The 20,186-nt window shown below is 71.8% G+C and carries 20 protein-coding genes; 14 read left to right on the top strand and 6 right to left on the bottom strand.

Annotated elements, in window-relative coordinates; translation table 11 throughout:
- Nucleotides 1-4: 4 nt before the first annotated feature.
- On the top strand, nt 5-730 hold the full coding sequence (locus tag Ari01nite_RS18300; protein WP_203782472.1) for an SDR family NAD(P)-dependent oxidoreductase: 726 nt from the start codon (nt 5-7) through the stop codon (nt 728-730).
- A gap of 4 nt (nt 731-734) precedes the next feature.
- Here the strand turns inward: Ari01nite_RS18300 and Ari01nite_RS18295 are convergent, their stop codons facing one another.
- Nucleotides 735-1,133 carry a hypothetical protein gene (locus Ari01nite_RS18295; RefSeq protein WP_203782471.1) on the bottom strand — a complete coding sequence of 133 codons (399 nt, stop codon included), beginning with the start codon at nt 1,131-1,133 and terminating at the stop codon, nt 735-737.
- Nucleotides 1,134-1,207: 74 nt separating this feature from the next.
- Between Ari01nite_RS18295 and Ari01nite_RS18290 the strand changes: the two genes are divergently transcribed.
- The 5 genes from Ari01nite_RS18290 to Ari01nite_RS18270 all read left to right on the top strand — a co-directional run bounded on the left by Ari01nite_RS18290 (nt 1,208) and on the right by Ari01nite_RS18270 (nt 6,472).
- Nucleotides 1,208-2,542, top strand: a complete 1,335-nt coding sequence (locus Ari01nite_RS18290; RefSeq protein ID WP_203782470.1) for a glycosyltransferase — start codon at nt 1,208-1,210, stop codon at nt 2,540-2,542.
- A 65-nt stretch (nt 2,543-2,607) separates the two neighbouring features.
- Nucleotides 2,608-4,764: a RecQ family ATP-dependent DNA helicase gene (locus Ari01nite_RS18285; RefSeq protein ID WP_239162830.1), complete on the top strand. Its 2,157-nt coding sequence runs from the start codon at nt 2,608-2,610 to the stop codon at nt 4,762-4,764.
- Nucleotides 4,765-4,822: 58 nt separating this feature from the next.
- Complete coding sequence (locus tag Ari01nite_RS18280; RefSeq protein ID WP_203782469.1) at nt 4,823-5,128, top strand: metal-sensitive transcriptional regulator; 306 nt, start codon at nt 4,823-4,825, stop codon at nt 5,126-5,128.
- A 27-nt stretch (nt 5,129-5,155) separates the two neighbouring features.
- Nucleotides 5,156-5,368, top strand: a complete 213-nt coding sequence (locus tag Ari01nite_RS18275; RefSeq protein ID WP_203782468.1) for a heavy-metal-associated domain-containing protein — start codon at nt 5,156-5,158, stop codon at nt 5,366-5,368.
- Between the two features lie 96 nt (nt 5,369-5,464).
- The gene (locus Ari01nite_RS18270; RefSeq protein WP_239162829.1) at nt 5,465-6,472 is read left to right on the top strand and encodes a DUF8832 domain-containing protein; all 1,008 of its coding nucleotides are present in this window, start codon (nt 5,465-5,467) and stop codon (nt 6,470-6,472) included.
- Here the strand turns inward: Ari01nite_RS18270 and Ari01nite_RS18265 are convergent.
- Complete coding sequence (locus tag Ari01nite_RS18265) at nt 6,461-7,600, bottom strand: class I SAM-dependent methyltransferase (RefSeq protein ID WP_203782467.1); 1,140 nt, start codon at nt 7,598-7,600, stop codon at nt 6,461-6,463. The two genes, Ari01nite_RS18270 and Ari01nite_RS18265, sit on opposite strands and share 12 nt — an antisense overlap.
- A 91-nt stretch (nt 7,601-7,691) precedes the next feature.
- Between Ari01nite_RS18265 and Ari01nite_RS18260 the strand changes: the two genes are divergently transcribed.
- Together Ari01nite_RS18260 and Ari01nite_RS18255 are read left to right on the top strand one after the other, a co-directional pair.
- Entirely contained in the window at nt 7,692-8,357 is a 666-nt protein-coding gene (locus Ari01nite_RS18260) for a biliverdin-producing heme oxygenase (protein WP_203782466.1), read from the top strand.
- Nucleotides 8,358-8,371: 14 nt separating this feature from the next.
- On the top strand, nt 8,372-8,674 hold the full coding sequence (locus tag Ari01nite_RS18255) for a DUF2470 domain-containing protein (RefSeq protein WP_203782465.1): 303 nt from the start codon (nt 8,372-8,374) through the stop codon (nt 8,672-8,674).
- 63 nt (nt 8,675-8,737) lie between these two features.
- Here the strand turns inward: Ari01nite_RS18255 and Ari01nite_RS18250 are convergent, their stop codons facing one another.
- From Ari01nite_RS18250 to Ari01nite_RS18240, 3 genes are all read right to left on the bottom strand, one after another.
- Nucleotides 8,738-10,534, bottom strand: coding sequence for a DEAD/DEAH box helicase (locus Ari01nite_RS18250; RefSeq protein ID WP_203782464.1), 1,797 nt, complete (start codon nt 10,532-10,534; stop codon nt 8,738-8,740).
- Nucleotides 10,535-10,790: 256 nt separating this feature from the next.
- Nucleotides 10,791-11,015 carry a DUF3107 domain-containing protein gene (locus Ari01nite_RS18245; protein WP_097322850.1) on the bottom strand — a complete coding sequence of 75 codons (225 nt, stop codon included), beginning with the start codon at nt 11,013-11,015 and terminating at the stop codon, nt 10,791-10,793.
- A gap of 38 nt (nt 11,016-11,053) precedes the next feature.
- Nucleotides 11,054-11,713: a TetR/AcrR family transcriptional regulator gene (locus tag Ari01nite_RS18240; protein WP_203782463.1), complete on the bottom strand. Its 660-nt coding sequence runs from the start codon at nt 11,711-11,713 to the stop codon at nt 11,054-11,056.
- Nucleotides 11,714-12,152: 439 nt separating this feature from the next.
- On the opposite strand from Ari01nite_RS18240, the gene Ari01nite_RS18235 reads away from it, so the two are divergent.
- From Ari01nite_RS18235 to Ari01nite_RS18210, 6 genes are all read left to right on the top strand, one after another.
- On the top strand, nt 12,153-14,273 hold the full coding sequence (locus Ari01nite_RS18235) for a hypothetical protein (protein ID WP_203782462.1): 2,121 nt from the start codon (nt 12,153-12,155) through the stop codon (nt 14,271-14,273).
- Complete coding sequence (locus Ari01nite_RS18230; RefSeq protein ID WP_203782461.1) at nt 14,270-15,232, top strand: alpha/beta fold hydrolase; 963 nt, start codon at nt 14,270-14,272, stop codon at nt 15,230-15,232. The genes Ari01nite_RS18235 and Ari01nite_RS18230 overlap by 4 nt, the downstream gene beginning before the upstream one ends.
- A gap of 58 nt (nt 15,233-15,290) precedes the next feature.
- Nucleotides 15,291-16,094, top strand: coding sequence for a DUF3152 domain-containing protein (locus Ari01nite_RS18225; protein ID WP_203782460.1), 804 nt, complete (start codon nt 15,291-15,293; stop codon nt 16,092-16,094).
- Nucleotides 16,095-16,222: 128 nt separating this feature from the next.
- Nucleotides 16,223-17,068 (top strand): DUF3152 domain-containing protein, encoded by an 846-nt coding sequence (locus Ari01nite_RS18220; protein WP_203782459.1) that lies wholly within the window; start codon nt 16,223-16,225, stop codon nt 17,066-17,068.
- A 108-nt stretch (nt 17,069-17,176) separates the two neighbouring features.
- A complete protein-coding gene (gene moeZ, locus Ari01nite_RS18215; RefSeq protein ID WP_203782458.1) occupies nt 17,177-18,358 on the top strand; it encodes an adenylyltransferase/sulfurtransferase MoeZ in 1,182 nt (393 codons plus the stop codon).
- Between the two features lie 117 nt (nt 18,359-18,475).
- The gene (locus Ari01nite_RS18210; RefSeq protein ID WP_203782457.1) at nt 18,476-19,261 is read left to right on the top strand and encodes a prenyltransferase/squalene oxidase repeat-containing protein; all 786 of its coding nucleotides are present in this window, start codon (nt 18,476-18,478) and stop codon (nt 19,259-19,261) included.
- Between the two features lie 4 nt (nt 19,262-19,265).
- Here the strand turns inward: Ari01nite_RS18210 and Ari01nite_RS18205 are convergent.
- A partial coding sequence (locus Ari01nite_RS18205) for a WD40 repeat domain-containing protein (protein WP_203782456.1) occupies nt 19,266-20,186 on the bottom strand: 921 nt, incomplete at its 5' end.

Here is a 20,186-nt window from a genome sequence, read left to right as displayed (position 1 = left end):
GTGCATGTCGAGACTTGCGGTGGTCACGGGCGGCGGTACGGGCATCGGACGGTCGACGGCCGGCATGCTGGCCGGCGAGGGGTACGACGTCGTGATCGTCGGCCGGCGCGCCGACGTGCTGGCCGACGCGGTGAAGTGGATCGGCCCGCAGGCGACCGCGGTGACCGCCGACGTGTCCGATCCGGCCCAGATCCCCGCGGTGGTCGAGGCGGTCGGTGGCCGGGCGCTGGACGTGCTGGTCAACAACGCCGGCGCGTACCTGAGCGGCGACGAGTCCACTCTCGCCGGCGTGGCCGGGCGGTGGCGGGCGAACTTCGACTCCAACGTGCTCACCGCGGTGCTGATGACCACGGCCCTGCTGCCGGCGCTGCGGCGGCCCGGCGGGCGGATCATCCTGACCAGCTCGATCGCCGCCCAGCGGGGTGGCGGCGGGCCGTACTCGGCGGCCAAGGCGGCGCTGCACGGATACGCCCTGGACCTGGCCGGTCAGCTGGGCGGCGAGGGCATCACGGCCAACGTGATCGCGCCGGGCTACATCGTCGACAGCGAGTTCTTCGACGGCCGGATGACGCCGGAGGGCCACGAGACGAGGGTGAACGCGACGCTCGTGAAGTATCCGGGCGAGCCGTCCGACATCGCGGAGGCCGTACGCTGGCTGGCCGGTCCCGGCGGCCGGTACGTCACCGGCCAGATCGTCAACGTGAACGGCGGCTCGGTGCTCGGCCGCTGAGGTACTACTTCGCGCCGCCGGTGAACCGGCCTTCGCCCTCGCGGTTGGTCCGGAACCGCAGCGCGGACCAGCGGTCGTCGATCGCCACCTGGCCGCACGGCCGCATGTCGAAGTCGGCCACGATCGGCCACAGCGAGTCGCGGTTGACGTCGGCCCGGTTGCCCTTCGGATAGGCCACCCAGAAAACGCCGGGTTTGCCCAGGTCGGCGCGGTGCTCCTCGAGCTGCTTGCGGGTGCCGCCGGCGTCCTCCACGAACAGCACCGCGGTGCTGGCGGTGGCCAGCGTCTCGACCTCGCGGACACCCTCGGGCATCGGGGTGAGCAGGGGCAACTGCGCCGGATCGTTCAGCCACACGGTGGTATGCGGCTTGATCAGCAGTTTCTCGGCGATGGTCTTGGACATGACTCCACCCTTCCACACTTCATCCTTCTACCGACAAAAAAAGTCGTCAAAGATTTCACGATAGCGTTCGCCCCATGGCACGGATCTTGGTGGCGTCGATGCCCTTCGCCGGGCACGTGGGCCCGCTCGGCGCGCTGGCGGCGGAACTGGTGCGGCGCGGACACGAGGTGGTCGCCTACACCGGCGCGAAGTACCGCGGACGCTTCCTCGGCGCGGGCGCCACCTGGCTGCCCTGGATCAAGGCCACCGACTTCGACGACGCCGACCTGGCCGCCACGTTCCCCGAGATCGGTGACGGCAAGGGCCTGCGCGGCGGCCGGGCCAACGGCGAACACATCCTGTTCGGCACGGCGGCGGGCCAGATCGCCGACATCATGGCCGCGGCGCCGTACGACCTGCTGGTCACCGACCAGGTAGCGTTCGGCGGGGCGATAGCCGGGCAGGCGCTCGGCGTTCCGTGGGCAACGGTCGCGGTGACGCCGTTGTCGATGACGAGCCGGCATCTGCCGCCGTTCGGCCTGCGGCTGACACCGGCGACGGGTCCGGCGGGCCGGGCGCGGGACGCGGTGCTGCGCGGGGTGACCAGCGTGGCCTATCGCCGGGTGGTCGACACGCGGCTCAACGCGCTGCGCTCCCAGGTGGGACTGGGGCCGGTGGAGCCGGGCCGGCTGTTCGACGGCATTTACTCGACGGATCTGGTGTTGGCCCAGGGCGTCCCGGGACTGGAATATCCGCGCCCCGACCTGCCGGATTACGTGCATTTCGTGGGACGCCTCGCCGCCGCGCCGGCCCGTCCTGCCCGCGAACCGGATCCGGCCGATGCCACCGGGCCTGCTGGATCGGGACCTTCCGCGGTTGGCGGCACTTCGGAACTGCCCGACTGGTGGCCCGAACTCGCGGCGGCCACGACCGTCGTGCACGTTACGCAGGGGACCCTCGACACCGACCCAGCCGATCTCATCCGGCCCACGCTCGACGGGCTGGCCGACCGGGACGTGCTGGTGGTCTGCACCACCGGTGGGGGCGACCCCGCGGTGCTCGGACCGCTGCCGCCGAATGCCCGCGCCGCCGCGTACCTCCCTCATGATCTGCTCTTGCCCTTTGTCGACGTGATGGTCAGCAATGGTGGCTGGGGCGGCGTGCTGGCCTCGATTCAGGCCGGGGTGCCGCTGGTGGTGGCGGGTGCGTCGCTCGACAAGCCGGAGGTGGCGCGGCGGGTGGCCTGGTCGGGCGCGGGGATCAACCTGCGGACCGGGCAGCCGCAGCCGGACTGTGTGGCCCAGGCCGTGGAGCGAATCCGTGCCGAGCCGGCATTTCGGGTGCGGGCTACCGAACTCGGTGCGGCGATGACGGCCGCGGGTGGGGTGACGCGGGCCGGAGAACTGGTCGAGTCGCTGTTGGCAAAGTGAGTTCCGCCACCCTGTGGATTGTGGACAACGCGATTCCTGTCGGTCCGGGCTGATAGACATGCCGGGTGACCGACACGACCCAGACCCCACCCGAGCGAGCAGTCGATCGGGCAGCTGTGCGCGAGCGAGCCGAGGAGGTGCTGCGCAAGCTCGCCGGTGAGCGTGCGGTGCTGCGCGAGGACCAGTGGCGGGCGATCGAGGCGCTCACCGTCGATCGCCGCCGGGTGCTCTGCGTGCAGCGCACCGGGTGGGGCAAGTCGGCGGTCTACTTCGTGGCGACGGCCCTGCTGCGCCGGGGCGTCACCGCGGAGCCGGCCGGGCCGACGGTCATCGTGTCGCCGCTGCTCGCGCTCATGCGCAACCAGGTCGACGCGGCCGCCCGAGCCGGCATCCGGGCGCGCACGATCAACTCGGCCAACCTCGACGAGTGGTCCGAGATCGAGGCCGAGATCCGGGACGGCACGGTCGACGTGCTGCTGATCAGTCCCGAGCGGCTCAACAACCCCGACTTCCGCGACAACGTGCTGCCCGGTCTGGCGGCGAGCACCGGCCTGCTGGTGGTCGACGAGGCGCACTGCGTCTCCGACTGGGGGCACGACTTCCGCCCCGACTACCGTCGTCTCCGCACGTTCCTGGCCGGGCTGCCGGGCCGGGTTCCGGTGCTCGCCACCACCGCGACCGCCAACTCACGGGTGACCGCCGACGTCGCCGACCAACTGGGCGACGCGCTGGTGCTGCGCGGCACGCTCGACCGTGACTCGCTGCGCCTCGCGGTGCTCGACCTGCCCGATCCGGCGCACCGGCTGGCCTGGCTCGCCGACCATCTCGACCTGCTGCCCGGTTCCGGCATCATCTACACGCTCACCGTCGCCGGGGCCACCGAGACGGCCGACTTCCTGCGGTCCCGGGGCTTTCCGGTGGCCTCCTACACGGGTCAGGTCGAGGACGCCGACCGGCGCGCCGCCGAGCAGGATCTGCTGGACAACAAGATCAAGGCACTGGTGGCGACGTCGGCGCTCGGCATGGGCTTCGACAAGCCCGACCTCGGCTTCGTGGTGCACCTGGGCGCGCCGCCGTCCCCGATCGCTTACTACCAGCAGGTGGGCCGGGCCGGCCGGGCCGTCGAGCACGCCGAGGTGGTGCTGCTGCCCGGCCGGGAGGACATGGCGATCTGGCGATACTTCGCGTCGCTCGCCTTCCCGCCCGAGGAGCAGGTGCGGTCCGTCCTGGCCTATCTCGACGCCGACCGCCCGATGTCCACCCAGGCCCTGGAGCCGCTGGTCGACCTGCGACGCACCCGGCTCGAGATGATGCTCAAGGTGCTCGACGTGGACGGCGCGGTCCGGCGCACGCGCGGCGGCTGGCTGTCCACCGGCGAACCGTGGACCTACGACACCGAGCGCCTGCGCCGGGTCGCCGAGGCACGATCGACAGAGCAACAAACCATGATCGAGTACGCCCGCGGCTCGTCCTGCCGGATGGAATTTCTGCGCCGGTGCCTGGACGATCCCGACGCCGCACCCTGCGGCCGATGCGACAACTGCGCGGGCCCGCTCTATGACGCCGACGCCTCGTCCGCCTCGCTGGCCGCCGCCGACGCGTTCCTGGGCCGGCCGGGCGTCCAGATCGCACCGAAAAAGATGTGGCCCACCGGCCTGGCCGCGGTCGGCGTCTCGGTCAAGGGCAAGATCGGCCCGGCCGACCAGATCGAGCCCGGCCGGGCCGTGGGCCGGCTGTCCGACCTGGGCTGGGGCGGCCGGTTGCGAGCGGCGGCCGGGCCGGAGTCGCCGGACGCGCCGATCTCCGACGAGTTGGCCGCCGCGGTGGTCGAGATCCTCAAGACCTGGGCACACGGCGAGGACGCCTGGTCGCAGCGGCCCGCCGCGGTGGTCGAGGTCGGTTCCCGCCGCCATCCGCAGCTGGTCCGCTCGCTGGCCGAGCACATCGCCCGGGTCGGCCGGCTTCCGCTGCTCGGCGCGGTCACGGCGGCGCACGGCCCCGACTCCGAGGCCCGCGGCAACAGCGCCCAGCGGGTACGGGCGCTGCACGACGCGTTCACGGTCGAGCCCGAGGTGGCCGCTGCCCTGTCCGGGCTGACCGGCCCGGTCCTGCTGGTCGACGACCTGGTCGACTCCGGCTGGACGATGGCCCTGGCCGGCCGGGCGCTGCGCCGGGCCGGCGCCGAGGGGGTGCTGCCGTTGGCGTTGGCGGTGGCCGGATGAGGGCGTGAGCTTCGCCTCCCGGGCGTCACCAGATACGGGGAGGGGGTATGCTGGCCGCATGTCCGACGACACGACTCCGGAACACGGTCCGCACGGCTACTCGGGTGACAAGGCAGCGCTGCTCGGGCGGCTGCGTCGCATCGAGGGGCAGATCCGCGGGCTGCAGCGGATGGTCGACGAGGACACGTACTGCATCGACGTCCTGACTCAGATCTCCGCGGCCAAGAGCGCGCTCCACGCCGTGGCGGTCGGGCTGCTCGAGGATCACCTGGCCCACTGCGTCGTCGACGCGGCCCGGGCCGGCGACCCGAGCGCCAAGGTCAAAGAGGCGTCCGATGCGATCGCCCGGCTCGTCCGTTCCTGACTGCCGCCGCTTCCGAAAGGCACTGCCATGGCTGTGACCAACACCTACACCGTGACTGGCATGACCTGCTCGCACTGCGTCCAGGCGGTGACCGGCGAGCTGTCCGCCCTGCCGGGCGTGGCGGCCGTGCAGGTCGACCTCGCATCCGGCGCCGTCACCGTGACCAGCGAGGCTCCCCTCGCGGCCGACGACGTGCGCGCGGCGGTCGACGAGGCGGGCTACGAACTGGCCACCGCCTGACGAAGGGACCGACGGCCCGTGGTGCGGGAACCGCGGCGGGGACGGGAACGACTGATTGTCCGAGAGCCGGGCGAGATCGAGCCGAGCGGTGCGGAGATGAGTGACGGTACTGGTGCGGCGGTCGCGCCGCAGGAGCCGCAGGAACAGCGACCGCCGGCCCTCGGGGTGGCGGGTGGCCAGGGGGATCGGGCCGGTTTTCGGCTCGCGGCGTTCGGTGCGGTGCTCATCGTCGTGCTGTTCGCGGGTTACGGGCTGGGCCGGTTGAACGCCGGTGGCACGGCCTCGGCGCCGCCGCAGCCGGCGCACACCGGTGACTCCATGCCGGGCATGGTGATGGACGAGAACCAGCCGCACACGCACGGCGAGCCGGCCGCCAGCGACACGCCGGCCGCCGGCGGTGTTGCGGTGGGTGGGCTTTCGCTGAGTTCGGGCGGGCTGACGCTGGTGCCGTCGTCGACCGACTTCGTGGCGGGGCAGCCGAATCGTCTCGAGTACCGGGTCACCGGTGCGGGCGGGGCGTCCGTCACCACGTACGCGGTGGTGCATGACAAGCCGATGCACCTGATCGTGGTCCGGCGCGACCTGACCGGGTTCCAGCACCTGCACCCGGCCATGGCGCCGGACGGAACGTGGGGGATCGACCTCACCCTCGCGGCGCCGGGGATCTACCGCATGATCGCCGACTTCACCGCGGTGGTGGGCGGCAAGCAGAGCGCCTTGACGCTGGGCGGTGATCTCACGGTGGCCGGCAACTACGCGCCCGCCGCGCTGCCCGCGCCCGGCCGGCAGACGACCGCCGACGGCTTCACGGTCTCCTACGAGGGCACCCCGACCACCTCGTCCAGCCAGCCGCTGCTGATCTCGGTCAACGGTCCGGACGGAAAGGCCGCCGCGCTGGAGCCCTACCTGGGCGCGTACGGGCACCTGGTGGTGCTGCGGCAGGGTGACCTCGCCTACGTGCACGTCCACCCGGAGGAGCAACTCGCCGACGGCAAGCCGAAGTTCTGGATCGCGCTGCCCAGCACCGGCACCTACCGGATGTTCTTCGACTTCCAGGTGGGCGGCAAGGTGCACACCGCGACCTGGACGGCACTAGCCGAGTAGCTTCTCCAACGCCGGCGTCACCGACCACTGGCTGGTCAACGCCTCGTACTCGGCTCGCACGGCGGGCGTGCTGCTGCCGCCGCTCCGGCGTGCGCGCAGCAGCAGGTTCCGCGGCGTGTGCGCCGAGTCGATGAACTCGACGACCTCGACGCGGTAGCCGTGCAGGCGCAGCAGGGCCGCCCGCAGCGAGTCGGTCAGCACGTCGGCGAAGCGTTCCCGCATGATCGCGTGCCGGGTCAGCTCGGTGTAGGGCTCGGGCGCGGGCCGGCCCTTGAGCTGAGCCGCGATGTCGTGGTGGCAGCACGGCGCCGCCAGCACCCACTGAGCCGACCAGCGGACCGCGCGGGCCAGCGCCTGGTCGGTGGCCGTGTCGCAGGCGTGCAGGGCCAGCACCAGGTCGGGGGCGAACGGCACCTCGGCCTCCTCGATGGTGCCGGCCACGAAGCTGACATCCGAGCCGCAGCCCAGATCGGCGGCCACGGCGCTGTTGCGTACCCGCTGATCTTCACGGACGTCGACACCCACCACCCGGACCTGCGCACCCCGCGCGGTCAGATAGCGATAGGCCGCGAAGGTCAGATACGCGTTCCCGCAGCCCAGGTCGACGACGCGCAGTGGCGTCGGCAGCTCGTCGGGCAGGGTGGCCGCCAGCGCGCGCAGGAACGCGTCGACCTGGCGCCGTTTCGCCGCCGTGCCGCCGATCACCTGGAACAGCGGGTCACCCGGATCCAGCAGCCACTGCTTCGCCCGGTCGTGATCGCGCTGCTGCGGCGCCGCCACCACCGCGGCCGCCCGGTGCACCTGGGCGTCACCCTTCTTGGTGATCCGCACCTGGACCGTCGCCGTGGTGGTCTCCACATGCCAGTTGCCGAACGGTTCGGACAGCAAATCGTCGACCGCCGCGGCCGCCTCGTCGCCCGGCGCCACGTTCCGGGTGAACGGACGAGACCCGTCATCTGTGACGATCTGTAGCTTCGTGCCCGCCCGGAGCGTTACCGGGCGTACCTCGGCCCTTGTCACCGACGGTGTCTGTCCGCGGCGGCGTCCGGCCGCCACGGCGCGGGTCAGTCCCGGGCCGAGCAGGAGCTCCCGGACCTGGGCAAGCGCATCTGCGAGCGGTTGTGGCATGGGACCATTCTGCCGGGGCTCGCCGCGCAGTTGCGCAGCGCCAAGTCGATCAATCGATAGCCTGTGCGCCCGAGAGCGAGGTGCAGCGCTGATGTCGTTGAAGGCCGACCCGCCGGGGGCCGACCGGCTCTCCCTCCGGCTGCGCCGGGACACCAGCGCCGTGCACGACGCGGCGCAGGCCAACGGCTTCCTCGACGCGCTCGCCGCGGGCCGGCTGCCCTGGGAGGCGTACGCCGACCTCGCGGCGCAGCACTGGTTCCTCTACGAGTCGCTGGAACTGGCCGCGGCCACGATGGTGCACGATCCGGTGGCCCGTGCGTTCGTCTTTCCCGAGCTCGCCCGGCTGCCGGCGCTCGAGGCCGACCTGCGCTTCCTGCACGGCCCACGCTGGGGCAGCCGGATCGCCGCGCTGCCCGCCACCACCACGTACTGCACCCGCCTGCGCGACACCGCCAACGCCGGCCCGATCGGCTTCATCGCCCACCACTACACCCGCTACCTGGGTGATCTCTCCGGCGGGCAGTACCTGGGCCGCGCCGTCGCCCGCGCCTACGGCCTCAGCGACGACGGCCACCGCTTCTTCGTCTTCACCGAACTGGACCCGGACGCGTTCAAGACCTACTACCGCCGGTTACTGGACACGCTGCCCTGGTCACGCTTCGAACAAGACCAGTTTCTCGCCGAGGTGACCAAGGCGTACCACCTCAACATCGCCGTCCTGGACGACCTGGGCCGGCGCTGGCTCGTATCGCTCTGATCCGGAGGCGCCCCATGACCGACGACCCGTTCCCGCCCGAGGTGGTCGCCCAGATCGCCCGGCACATGAACGACGACCACGCCGAAGACAATCTGCTGATCGTGCGCGCACTGGGCGGCGCGGCCACCGCGACGGCCGCCACGATGTCCGGCATGGATCAGGACGCGATGGAGTTCACCGCGGTGGTCGACGACATCGAGGTTCCGATCCGCATCCCGTTCACCCACCGCCTCACCGAACGCCGCGAGGTCCGGTCCGAGGCCAGCCGCATGTACCGGGAGGCCTGCGCCGCCCTGGGCGAGGAACCCACCCACTGATCCAGCCACTGAGGCAGCTACTGACGCGGAGGCCCGGCCGGGCCGGGCCTCGCGACGGGGTGGTCAGGCGTCGGCGGTGGTGCCCACGCCGGCTTCCGAGCCACCCGACATGTCGGCGGACGACGAGCCGGAACCGCGGTTGCCGCGGCCGCCACGGCGGCGACGGCGACGCGGGCGGTCGCCGCCCTCACCGTCGTCCGCGGAGTCGTCGTCGATCGGGTCGGACGTGGCGACCGCGCCGGCCGGTGCGGCATCCGAGCCGTCGGTGAACAGCATCGTCGTGGCGGGAGCCCGGCGGCGGGTGCGGGTGCGGGCGGGCGGCTGCTCCTCGCCGGTGGCGTCCGGGGACGGCGCGTCGTCCGGCGTTCCGCCCACTTCCGGCGTCCCCGGCTCGGTGGTGTCCGCGCCGTCCACCCGCCGGCGGCGACGCTGGCGCTGGGGGCGTTCGGTGCCCTCGCCGGCGGCGGCCGGTTCGTCGGAGCCGCCGGGGCGGCCTCGGCGGGTGCCCCGGCCGCGCGGGGTCTCGCCGCGACGGCGCCGGCCGCCGCCCAGGTCTTCCTCGACCTCGGCGGCCAGGCCGACGCGGTTGCGGTCGGCGGTCGGCAGGGTGCCGGACACGTCCGCGGGAATGTCCAGGTCGCTGTAGAGGGCGGCGCTGGTGTGGTACGTCTCCGGGGGCTGCGGCATGGACAGGCCCATCGACTTGTCGATGAGCTGCCAGCGGGGCATGTCCTCCCAGTCGACGAAGGTCACCGCCACGCCGGTGGCGCCGGCGCGCCCGGTGCGGCCGATCCGGTGGGTGTAGGTCTCGGGGTCCTCGGGGCAGTCGAAGTTGAGCACGTGGGTGACGCCCGAGACGTCCAGGCCGCGGGCCGCCACGTCGGTGGCCACCAGGACGTCGATCTTGCCGCTGCGGAACGCTCGCAGGGCGCGCTCGCGGGCGCCCTGGCCCAGGTCGCCGTGCACGGCCGCGACCGCGAAGCCGCGGAAGTCGAGATCCTCGGCGAGGCGGTCGGCGGCCCGCTTGGTGCGGCAGAAGATCATGGTGAGGCCGCGCTCGCGGGCCTGCAGGATGCGGGCCACCATCTCCAGCTTGTTCAGCGGGTGGGTGCGGTAGACGACCTGCTTGGTCAGCGGCGACGGGCCGCTCTCGGCGGTGTGCCCGGCGTGAATGGTGACCGGGTGGCTCAGGAACCGGCGGGACAGCGCCACGATCGGGTCGGGCATGGTCGCCGAGAACAGCATGGTCTGCCGCTGCTCGGGGAGCATCGCCAGGATCTTTTCCACGTCGTCGAGGAAGCCGAGGTCGAGCATGCGGTCGGCCTCGTCGAGCACCAGGGCGCCGATCGAGGTGAGCTTGAGCTGCTTCTGCTTGGCCAGGTCGAGCAGGCGGCCGGGGGTGCCGACGAGGATCTCGACGCCCTTCTTGAGGGCGTCGACCTGGGGCTCGTACGCGACCCCGCCGTAGATCGGCAGCACCCGCACGCCGCGGGTGGAGCCGGCGGCCGCGAGGTCGCGGGCGACCTGGAGGCCGAGCTCGCGGGTCGGCACCACGACGAGCGCCTGCGGTTTGCCGTCGGCGCCCTCGGCCGGGGAGGTGACCCGTTCGAGCAGGGGCAAGCCGAAGCCGAGGGTCTTGCCGGTGCCGGTGGGTGCCTGACCGATCAGGTCGGTGCCGCGCAGCGCGATCGGCAGCGCGTATTCCTGGATCGCGAAAGCCTGGTTGATGCCGGCCTTCGCCAGCGCCTCGACGGTCTCGGCACGGACACCCAACTCGGCAAAGGTGGGGCTGTCCGGGCGGACGGGAGCGCGATTAACGACGGGTACCAGAGCGGGTTCGGAGTTCTCGATGTCTGTCATGAAGTTTTACGGGTGCCTCTCGTGGTGCGCCCGTTCGTGTTTGGGGCGCGGTGTGGGTAGGGCGCGGGCCACACGCTGGAAAGCGGGCCGCACGCGCGGGTCGCCGCGGCGATTCGGGAGCCTCGAAGAAGTGAGGATCGAATCGACGTCAACGGCAACCACCGCAGTCTACCCGACCGGGAGATCGCGCACCTCAGACCAGAGTTACGGGAGGGCACCCCGGTGTCAGGGTGCCCTGCCGACGAGGTTGCCTACCTCAGCGGGTGGTGAAACCGAACGGCCGGTTGGACGATTCGGCGATCTCCACGTACGCCACCTTGGCAATCGGAATGATCACCTTGCGGCCCTTCTCATCCGTGAGCGACAGCACGCTGTCCTTGGCCATCGCCTCGGTCACGGCCTGCTCGACCTCCGCCGGGGTCTGTGCGCTCTCCAGCACCAGCTCACGCGGCGTGTGCTGCACGCCGATCTTGACCTCCACGGGGCCCTCCCTCTGTGCGGGTGTTACCGCTCTGAAGGTTATCCGATTTCGGCCGTTGTTCCGCCGGATGTGCCGTCCTGCAGGGGGAAGCTCGCGATGCCCCGCCAGATCAGCGCGGTGACCAGCGCCTCCGCCTCCTCTTTCCGGGTGCGGCGGCCGTTCGCCAGCCAGAACTGCGCCGACTGGCCGGCCGCCCCGACCAGACCGGAGGCGAGCAACTCGGCGACCTCGGAGCCGAGCGCGGTGTCCGAGATGATGGTGTCGGTCACCGCCGCGATGCAGCCCTGCTCGACCCGCTCGACCCGCTGGCGCACCTGCGGGTCGTTGCGCAGGTCGGACTCGAAGACCAGGCGGAACGCCTCGCTCTCGTGGTCGACGAAGTCGAAGTAGGCCCGGACCGCGCCCTTGACCCGCTCCTTGTTGTCGTGGGTCGAGTGCATGGCGTCGCGCACCTTTTCGATGATCGCGTCGCAGTGCGTGTCGAGCAGCGCGAGGTAGAGCTCGAGCTTGCCCGGGAAATGCTGGTAGAGCACCGGTTTGGAGACGCCCGCGCGTTCCGCGATGTCATCCATCGCCGCGGCGTGGTAGCCGTGCGCCACGAAGACCTGCTGCGCTGCGGCCAGCAGTTGCTTACGGCGGGCGGAGCGGGGCAGGCGGGTGGGCCGAGCGGTCTGCGCTCCGCCGGACGCTGCGGTCATCTCTCTGAACCTCCAGGGGATCGGTCCCCGCGGTATGTCGGCGCGGAATGCCCGGATCGGCGCGTGTCGCAGCCGGGCGGGCAATTGTCGCGACGCTGCAACTTATCGCCACCGCAACCACACGGTAGCCTCAGCACGGGCGAGCGAGGAGCGCGCGGTGGATGAAACAGGTCAATCCGGAGACACCGGAGCCGTCGATGACGGCGCCGGTGCCGATGCGCGTGAGCGCACTCGGGTGAACGGATGGGCGACGCAGGACAGTCCCTGGTCGAACACGGGCGCCGCGATGGACGCCGACGGTGACGTTCCGGCTTGGCGCCGACCCACGCCATTTCCGCGTAATCCGGCATTTCCCCCCTCGGAGCGTCCGTTCGGCACGATGTCACCTGTTCCGGCTCCGCTGAGCCCCGTCAAGCCATCATCCGCTCCGCCGGCCCCGGTGCCGGCACCCGCGCCGCCGGGTTTCGTGGACGCGCAGCAGTCCGGTGAAATTCCCTCTTCCGTGGACTCGGCCGGCCCCGAGATGAGCCGCTGGGCCGACAATCGCTCCCGCTATGCCGACCTGCTCAGCCAGCGTGTCGAGCCGGCCCCGCCGCCGACCCGCCGACCAGGGCTGGCCGGTGGCGGTGCTCCGCCGGCTCAGCGGCCGGGATCGGGTTCGTCCGTGCTGGGCGAGCGCCCGGGATTGGGCGACCGCCCGGGAGCGGGTGAGCGCCCGAGCGCGCTGGGCGAGCGGCCGGGCGTGGTGGGCGAGCGGCCGGCTGGGTTGGGCGAGCGCCCGGCAGCGTCTGGTGATCTTCCGGGAGGTGCCGGCGAGCGCCCGGCCGGCCTGGGCGAGCGATCCGGCGCGCGCCCCGCCGGCCTGGGCGAGCGATCCGGCGGCTCAGGGGAGCGTTCCGGCGGTTTAGGGGGGCGTCCCGGCGGTCTGGGAGAGCGCTCTGGCGGTCTGGGTGAGCGTTCCGGCGGTCTGGGTGAGCGTTCCGGCGGTCTGGGTGAGCGTTCCGGCGGTCTGGGTGAGCGCTCTGGCGGTCTGGGAGAGCGCTCTGGCGGCCTAGGGGAGCGGCCCGTCGGCCTGGGTGAGCGCCTCGCCGCGGAAAGCTCGCCCGGCGAGCGCACCGCCAACATCGCCTACCCCGAGCGTCCCAGCGGCGCCATTCGCCGCGACTTCGACGTGCCGACACCGAGCAGCGCGCCGCCCTTTCCGTACGAGGGTGACCTCGACGAGACCGCGAGCATGCCGCAGCCGATCCAGCAGCGCGCCGCGGTCCCGCTGGTCCGGCCGGCCACCCCGGGCGGCCGCTGGGGCGGCTCCGAGCCCGCCGGCCCGTCCGCGCCGGTCTCGGCTTCCGTCCCCGCGCCCGTTTCCGCTTCCGTCTCCGGGGTCGCCGCCGCTGAGGAGGCGCAGCCGGCCCGGCCGTCGTACGATCCATCGAGCTTCCCGCGCCGGATTTCCTACGACTCGGCGCCGGGGGCGGAATCCTCCGGGTACGTCCCACCCGCGGCGTACGCGGCCTTCGGCAGCCGGCCATCGACCGGCTCCGGCACGGGCGGGCCGGCTGATCCCGGCTCGCGGGTACTGCCCCAGCGCGTACCGGCCCAGCCGGACGTGCCCAGAGTTCCGGAGCCACCGCTGGGCGAGCCCACGGCCGAGACACCGGCCCTGGCCCGGATCGCGACCCACCTGCGCCGTGGTGACGTCCTCCAGCCGCAGGAGCGGCAGGAGGGCTTCGACGTGCAGGCGATCCTCGCGGCCGTCCGTGGCGTGGCGGGGGTCCGGGATGCTTCCCTGCGGCAGACGCCGACCGGGGCGCACAGCCTGCGGCTGGACCTCGCCGAGGGCGCCGACCCGGCCGAGGTGAGCCGTCGCGTGGCCCGCCTGCTCCAGGACCGGATGGGCCTGGACGCCGCCATGAAGGGCGAGGCCGCCGTGCCGTCCGCGCTCGTGCCCACCTCCGCGACCCGCCCGGTGTCCCCGCCGGTGGCCACCCGTCCGGTGTCCTTGGAACCACCGGCCCCGCGCCCCGTTTCGCCGGCCGTACGCCCGGCGTCGGCGCCGCCGGTCCCGGTCGAGCGCGACCGCCGGCCGGCCGCCGTGGTGCCGGCCGATGTGGAGCCGTCGCCGCCTCGCCCGCTCTATCCCGGCGACCAGCCCGGTCCCCGGGTGGTGATCGAGAACGTGCACGTCAACACGTTCGGCACCGAGGCCAGCGTGGAGGTCCGGCTGGGCGTCGGCGACCGGACCGCCTCAGGCCGGGCCAGCGGTCCGGCCGTGGACGGCTATCTGCTGCGCCTGTGCGCGATGGCCACGGCCGGCGCGGTCGACCAGATTCTCTCCACCTCGGAGCATCCGGACGGACCGGGCCGCTGTTTCGTCGAGCACGCGGCCGCCGTCTCGTTCGGCAGCACCCAGGTGGCCGTGGTGGTGCTCCTGCTGTCCTGCAACGGCTGGGTCGAGCAACTGTCCGGCTCCGCCGTGGTGACCGGCGACGATCGGCACGCCATGGTGCGCGCCACATTGGCGGCGGTGAACCGCCGCCTTGAGGCACTCTTGTCTCGATGAAGGGCGCGTTACTAGCAGATGACGGCGCGGTGCTGCCGGACGGCGAGGCACCACCGCCGTGGCCGCCGCGGCAGGTCACTGTCGGCGGCTCGATGTTGCACGTGCGGGACACCCCGGCCACCACACCGGACGCCGCGCCCGCGGTCTATGTGCACGGCCTGGGCGGCTCCTCGCAAAATTTCACCGATCTGGCCGGGCTGCTGGCCGACCGGTTCGACGGGCAGGCGGTCGACCTGCCCGGTTTCGGCTACAGCGACCCGAGCCCGCGATACTCGATCCCGGCGTTCGCGGCGACCCTGACGGCGTATCTGGAACACGCCGACCGCGGTCCGGTCCATCTGGTCGGCAACTCGCTGGGCGGATCGATCGCCGTACGCGTGGCCGCCCTGCGCCCCGACCTGGTGCGTACCCTCACCCTGATCTCCCCGGCCATGCCGTTCCTGGATCCCCGCCGCACCGCGCACGGGCCCTACCTGCCGTTGCTCGCCCTGCCGCGGGCCGAGCGCATCTTCGCCTGGGGCATGCACCGGATGTCCGCCGAGGAGATGGCCGAGCAGGTGCTGGCCGCGTGTTTCGGCGACACCAGCCGGGCCACCCCGCGGCGCCGGGCCGAGGCACTCGAGGAGATCCGGCTGCGGCACACCGTGGCGCACTACCCGCGGGCCTACCTCGGCACGCTGCGCGGCCTGGTGTCCAGCTTCCTGCGTGCATACCTGCCCGGCGGTAATTCGCAGTGGCGGCTGGCCGCCCGCATCACCGCGCCCACCCTGGTGATCGGCGGTCTCGGCGACCGGCTGATCGACGCGCGGGTGCCGGTGCAGGTGGCGCGCGCCGTCCCGGACAGCCGGCTGCTCTTGCTGCCCCGGGTCGGGCACGTGGCTCAGATGGAGGTGCCGCGGCTGGTGGCCCGGGCGATCGCGGGCCTGCTCGACGAGGTCGGCGCAAAAGTCGCGTCCTAACTCACAGGGGCGTTTCAGGGAACGACAGCGATCGCTGCGTGTGCAACGCTGGCGAGCGATGATCGATCGAACCGACCGCTGGCGGCGTGGGTGGCTGCTGCTCCTGATGCTGGTCACCGTCACGTCCTCGGGTTTCCTGCTGGGACGCGGGATCGAGGCGCAGAGTCAGGTCGTCGCCCCGCCGTCGGTCGAGCCGTCGGAATCCCCGCCCGCACCCCCTCCGGTCCTGGAAAGTGCGGCCAAACCGGTGCCGGTCACGACCTTGGCGGCGACCCTGCCCAAGCGCGGTTCCGGCAAGTTCTGGTACGCCACCACGCGCGGCCCGGTGCTCGGCAGCAAGGGCCCGCTGCGCCGCTTCAAGGTCGCCGTCGAGCGGGGCAGCGGGGAGGACGTGACCGCGTTCGCCGAGGAGGTCGGCCGGACGTTGGGCGACCCGCGCAGCTGGGTGGGCGGCGGGACGATCCGGCTCCAGCAGGTGACCGGCGCCGACCGGGCCGACTTCACGGTGCTGCTGGCCACCCGCGAGACGGCCGGCGAGATGTGCCAGCGCGGCGGCACCAGCATCCGGGTGGGCGGCGTCCCGTACACCTCCTGCCGGACGGCCGGCAAGGCGATCATCAACCTGGACCGCTGGCGGCTCAGCGCCACGCCGTTCCGTAACGCCAAGGTGCCGCTGTCCAGCTACCGGCAGTATGTGATCAACCATGAGGTGGGCCACGAGCTGGGGCATCAGCACCAGGGTTGCCCCCGGGCGGGTGGTCCGGCGCCGGTGATGGTGCAGCAGACGCTGAGCACGCGTGGTTGCCGGCCGTATCCCTGGCCGCGGCGCGGGAACGACTTTCTGATCGGCCCGCTCAGATAACCGAGAAAACCTCAATAAAGCGTGGCAATGTCTGAAATGTCATGGCACGGGCTGCGAGAACCGAGGCGCCCCCGCGAGAGCGGCTGATCGAGCCGCCACCGTGGGACCCTCGGCGCAACCCGCCCGCGATGAGCCGGACACCCCTGGTCCGCCCGGCACCGCTGCCGGAACTCCCGCCCGAGTTCGCGTACCTGGATGAGGAACCGGAACCAACCGGAAGCCGCACCAGACGACGGCGCCGGCGGGTCCTGACCGCCCTCTTTTATCTGCTGCTGACCGGCATCGTGCTGTTCCTGGGCCGCTACGTGCGCGCCGACGACGGTGACCCGATCGTGGTCCCGGCGGTGCCGGCCGCGACCGCCGGCGTCTCCACCGAAGCCCCGTCTGCGCCCGCACCCGCGTCGCCGGCGCCGCACCCGCACGAGGCGGGCACCAGCGGCAAGTTCCGCTCGGTGACCGGCTACGGCCCGGTACTGGGCACGGCCGGGCCGATCCGTCGCTTCCGGGTGGTGGTCGAGCAGCCGGTGAGCGCGGACGCCGCGGCCGACTTCGCCGACGAGGTCAACCGTGCGCTCGGCGACCCGCGGAGCTGGATCCATACCCGCAAGTTCCGGCTGCAACGGGTGCCGATGTCGGCGAAGGCGGAGTTCACCGTCTTCCTGGCGTCCGCACGTAGCTCCGAAGAAATGTGCCGCAAGGGTGGGCTGGAGACCGACGGCTACACGTCCTGCCGGCTGTCCGAACAGGTGATCATCAACGACGACCGGTGGGTGGGCTCGGTGCGCGGCTATGGCGCCCCGCTGTCGACGTACCGGCAGTACGTGATCAACCACGAGGTGGGTCATCAGTTCGGGCACGGGCACGAGTCCTGCCTCGGCAAGGGTCGCCGGGCTCCGGTGATGATGCAGCAGACGTACGGCTTGAAGGGTTGTCTCGCCAATCCGTGGCCGTACCCGGATGCCGCCCGGCCCTGAAATATTCCGTGTCTCGCATGTCGGGCCGGTGGGCAACGTCATGGCTCGCCGGGCCGCGAACGAGCAACAATGGCTAGCGATCCTTACCACCAACCCGGGGAGTAAACCGTGGCACTGCCCCCGCTCGTCGAGCCGGCCGACGCGCTGTCCATCGACGAGATCCGCCGCTACTCGCGACACCTGATCATTCCGGACGTCGGGATGGACGGGCAGAAGCGGCTGAAGAACGCCAAGGTGCTCGCCGTCGGCGCCGGCGGGCTCGGCTCGCCCGCATTGCTTTATCTGGCTGCCGCCGGGGTGGGCACGCTCGGCATCATCGACTTCGACACGGTCGACGAGTCCAACCTCCAGCGCCAGATCATCCACGGCGTCTCCGACGTGGGCCGGCCCAAGGCCGAGTCCGCCGCCTCCAGCATCCGCGAGATCAACCCGCTGGTGAACGTGGTCATCCACAACACCGCGCTGGACCGCGACAACGTCAAGGAGATCTTCAGCCAGTACGACCTGATCGTCGACGGCACCGACAACTTCGCGACCCGCTACATGGTCAACGACGCGGCCGTGCTGCTCGGCAAGCCGTACGTGTGGGGCTCGATCTACCGCTTCGACGGCCAGGCGTCGGTCTTCTGGTCCGAGCACGGCCCGTGCTACCGCTGCCTCTACCCCGAACCGCCGCCGCCCGGCATGGTGCCGAGCTGCGCCGAGGGCGGCGTCCTCGGCGTGCTGTGCGCGTCGATCGGCTCGATCCAGGTCAACGAGGCGATCAAGCTGATCACCGGCATCGGCGAGCCGCTCGTCGGCCGGCTGATGGTCTACGACGCCCTGGAGATGGAATACCGCAAGATCAAGGTCCGCAAGGACCCGAACTGCGCGCTCTGCGGCGAGAACCCGACGGTCACCGACCTGCTCGAGGACTACGAGGACTTCTGCGGCGCGGTCTCGCCCGAGGCCGAGGCGGCCGCGGCCGACGCCACGATCACGGCCCGTGAGCTCAAGGAGTGGCAGGACTCCGGCAAGGACCTGTTCCTGGTCGACGTCCGCGAGCCCGCGGAGTACGAGATCGTCCGCATCCCCGGTGCCACCCTCATCCCGAAGGGCGAGATCCTGTCCGGCGAGGCGCTGTCCCGCTTCCCGCAGGACCGGCAGATCGTCCTGCACTGCAAGTCGGGTGTGCGGTCGGCGGAGGCGCTGGCGGCCCTCAAGGCGGCCGGCTTCAAGGACGCGGTACACGTCCAGGGTGGCGTCGTCTCGTGGGTGAACACCGTCGATCCGTCCCTCCCGTCGTACTGATGGGGGTAACTCCCCAGCGTGATGTTGGGGTGACGGAACGGACAGACCCCGACAAGACTTAGACAACAGTCGAGACGCAGCAGCGGATCGCCGGGCCGGAAGGTAGCGTCAACCGACGTGGTCGATATTGATGCCGCGATCGGTTACGTCGTCGCGCACGGCGATCCGGTGGAACGGGCGCGGCTTTCCTACCTGCGCACGGGTCAGCGGGCGCCCGACGAGATCGTCGAACGGATCGCTGCCGGTCAGATGCCCGCCGGTGGCTGGCCGGCGTCCACCGACGGGGTGATTCCCTCGGTGGACGCCACCTGCTTCCGGATCAGCGAGCTCGACGACCTAGGCAGCCTGCACACCGACGTGGTCGGCCGGGCGCTCGGCTGGCTCGCCGCCAACCAGCGTCCGGACGGCACGTGGCAGGAAAACGAGTCGCTGACCGCCGAGGCGCCGGCCTGGGCGATGCCCGGCGACCCGGAGGCGACGCTCTACCTGACCGCGGTCACCGGGTTCTGGTTCACGGTGGCTGAGACCGAGCCGCCGCGCTTCGGCAACACGGCCGCGACCGCGGCCGCCTGGCTGGTCCAGCAACTGCGCCCGGACGGCCGCTGGCCGTCGTTCCTCGCGGCCGGCTGGCACGCCGCCGGCCTGCTGCACGGCCAGCAGTACTTCTACGAGTCGGCGCGGGTCCAGCTGGTGCTCGGCGACCGGCTCCCGGACATGGAGCCGGCCGACGTGGCGTCGATGGCCGCGGCCCTCCGCCGGCTCAACCTCGGCGACGACTGGCTGCTGCAGAGCGCCCGCAAGCGGCTGGCCGAGACGCAGCGCATCGACGGCGGCTGGGACAGCGCCGAGGGCCCGAACTTCGACGTCAACACCACCCTCACGGTGCTGCGCGCCTGCCGCTGAGTGGCTACCGCCGCCACAGTTCGAAGAGGTACAGCCCTCCCTCGCCGGCGACTGCCAGCGTGCTGCCGCTGACCCAGTGGCATGCGCGGGGGCGTCGCGCGACGCGCATCAGGGCACCCCGTTCGCCGGTGTCCGGGTCCCAGAGGACGATCGTGTTGTCCGCGGCGGTGGTGGCGACCCATCGGCCGTCAGGTGTGAACGCGACCGATGACACCCGATCGGTATGGCCGGTGAGAACGGTGCGGGTTTCGCCGGTGACCGGATCCCAGATGCGGGCGGTTCGGTCGTTGCTGCTGGTGGCGATCCATCGGCCGTCGGCGGAGATGTCCACGCCAGTTACCCAGTCCGTATGGCCGGCCAGCACCGCTCGCGTCCGTCCCGTTTCCAGGTCCCAGATACGGACGGTGCGGTCGTTGCTCGTGGTGGCAAGCCACCGGCCGTCGGGTGCGACGGCGACGGCGGTGACCCAGTCGGTGTGACCGGTGAACACGGCGCGGGTTTGTCCGGTGGCCGGATCCCAGATGCGGACGGTTTGGTCGTTGCTCGTGCTGGCGAGCTGACCATCGGGCGTGAAAACGACACCGGTGGAGGTCTCGCTGTGCCCGGTCAGAGTCTGGCTCGCCGTACCGTCAGCCGGGTTCCAGATGCGAATCGTCCGATCGGTGCTCGCGGTGGCAACCATCCCGCTGTCTCGCGCGACGGCAACCGCGGTGATTCGCCCTTCGTGGCCGGTGAGTGTGACGCGGACTTGTGCCGTGGCCGGGTCCCAGATGCGGGCGGTCCGGTCCTCGCCGGTGGCGACGATCCAGGCGCCGCCAGGTGGAGCTGCGACGGCAGTAACTGGGCCGGCGGAGCGGCCGGTCGAAGCCACGGTCGGTCGTGCCGCTGGGGCACCCCAGATGCGGACGGTTTGGTCGTCGCTTGC

The organism is Paractinoplanes rishiriensis (genome assembly GCF_016862375.1).
Taxonomy (GTDB): domain Bacteria; phylum Actinomycetota; class Actinomycetes; order Mycobacteriales; family Micromonosporaceae; genus Actinoplanes; species Actinoplanes rishiriensis.
This window is presented reverse-complemented; position numbering and strand designations above follow the sequence as displayed.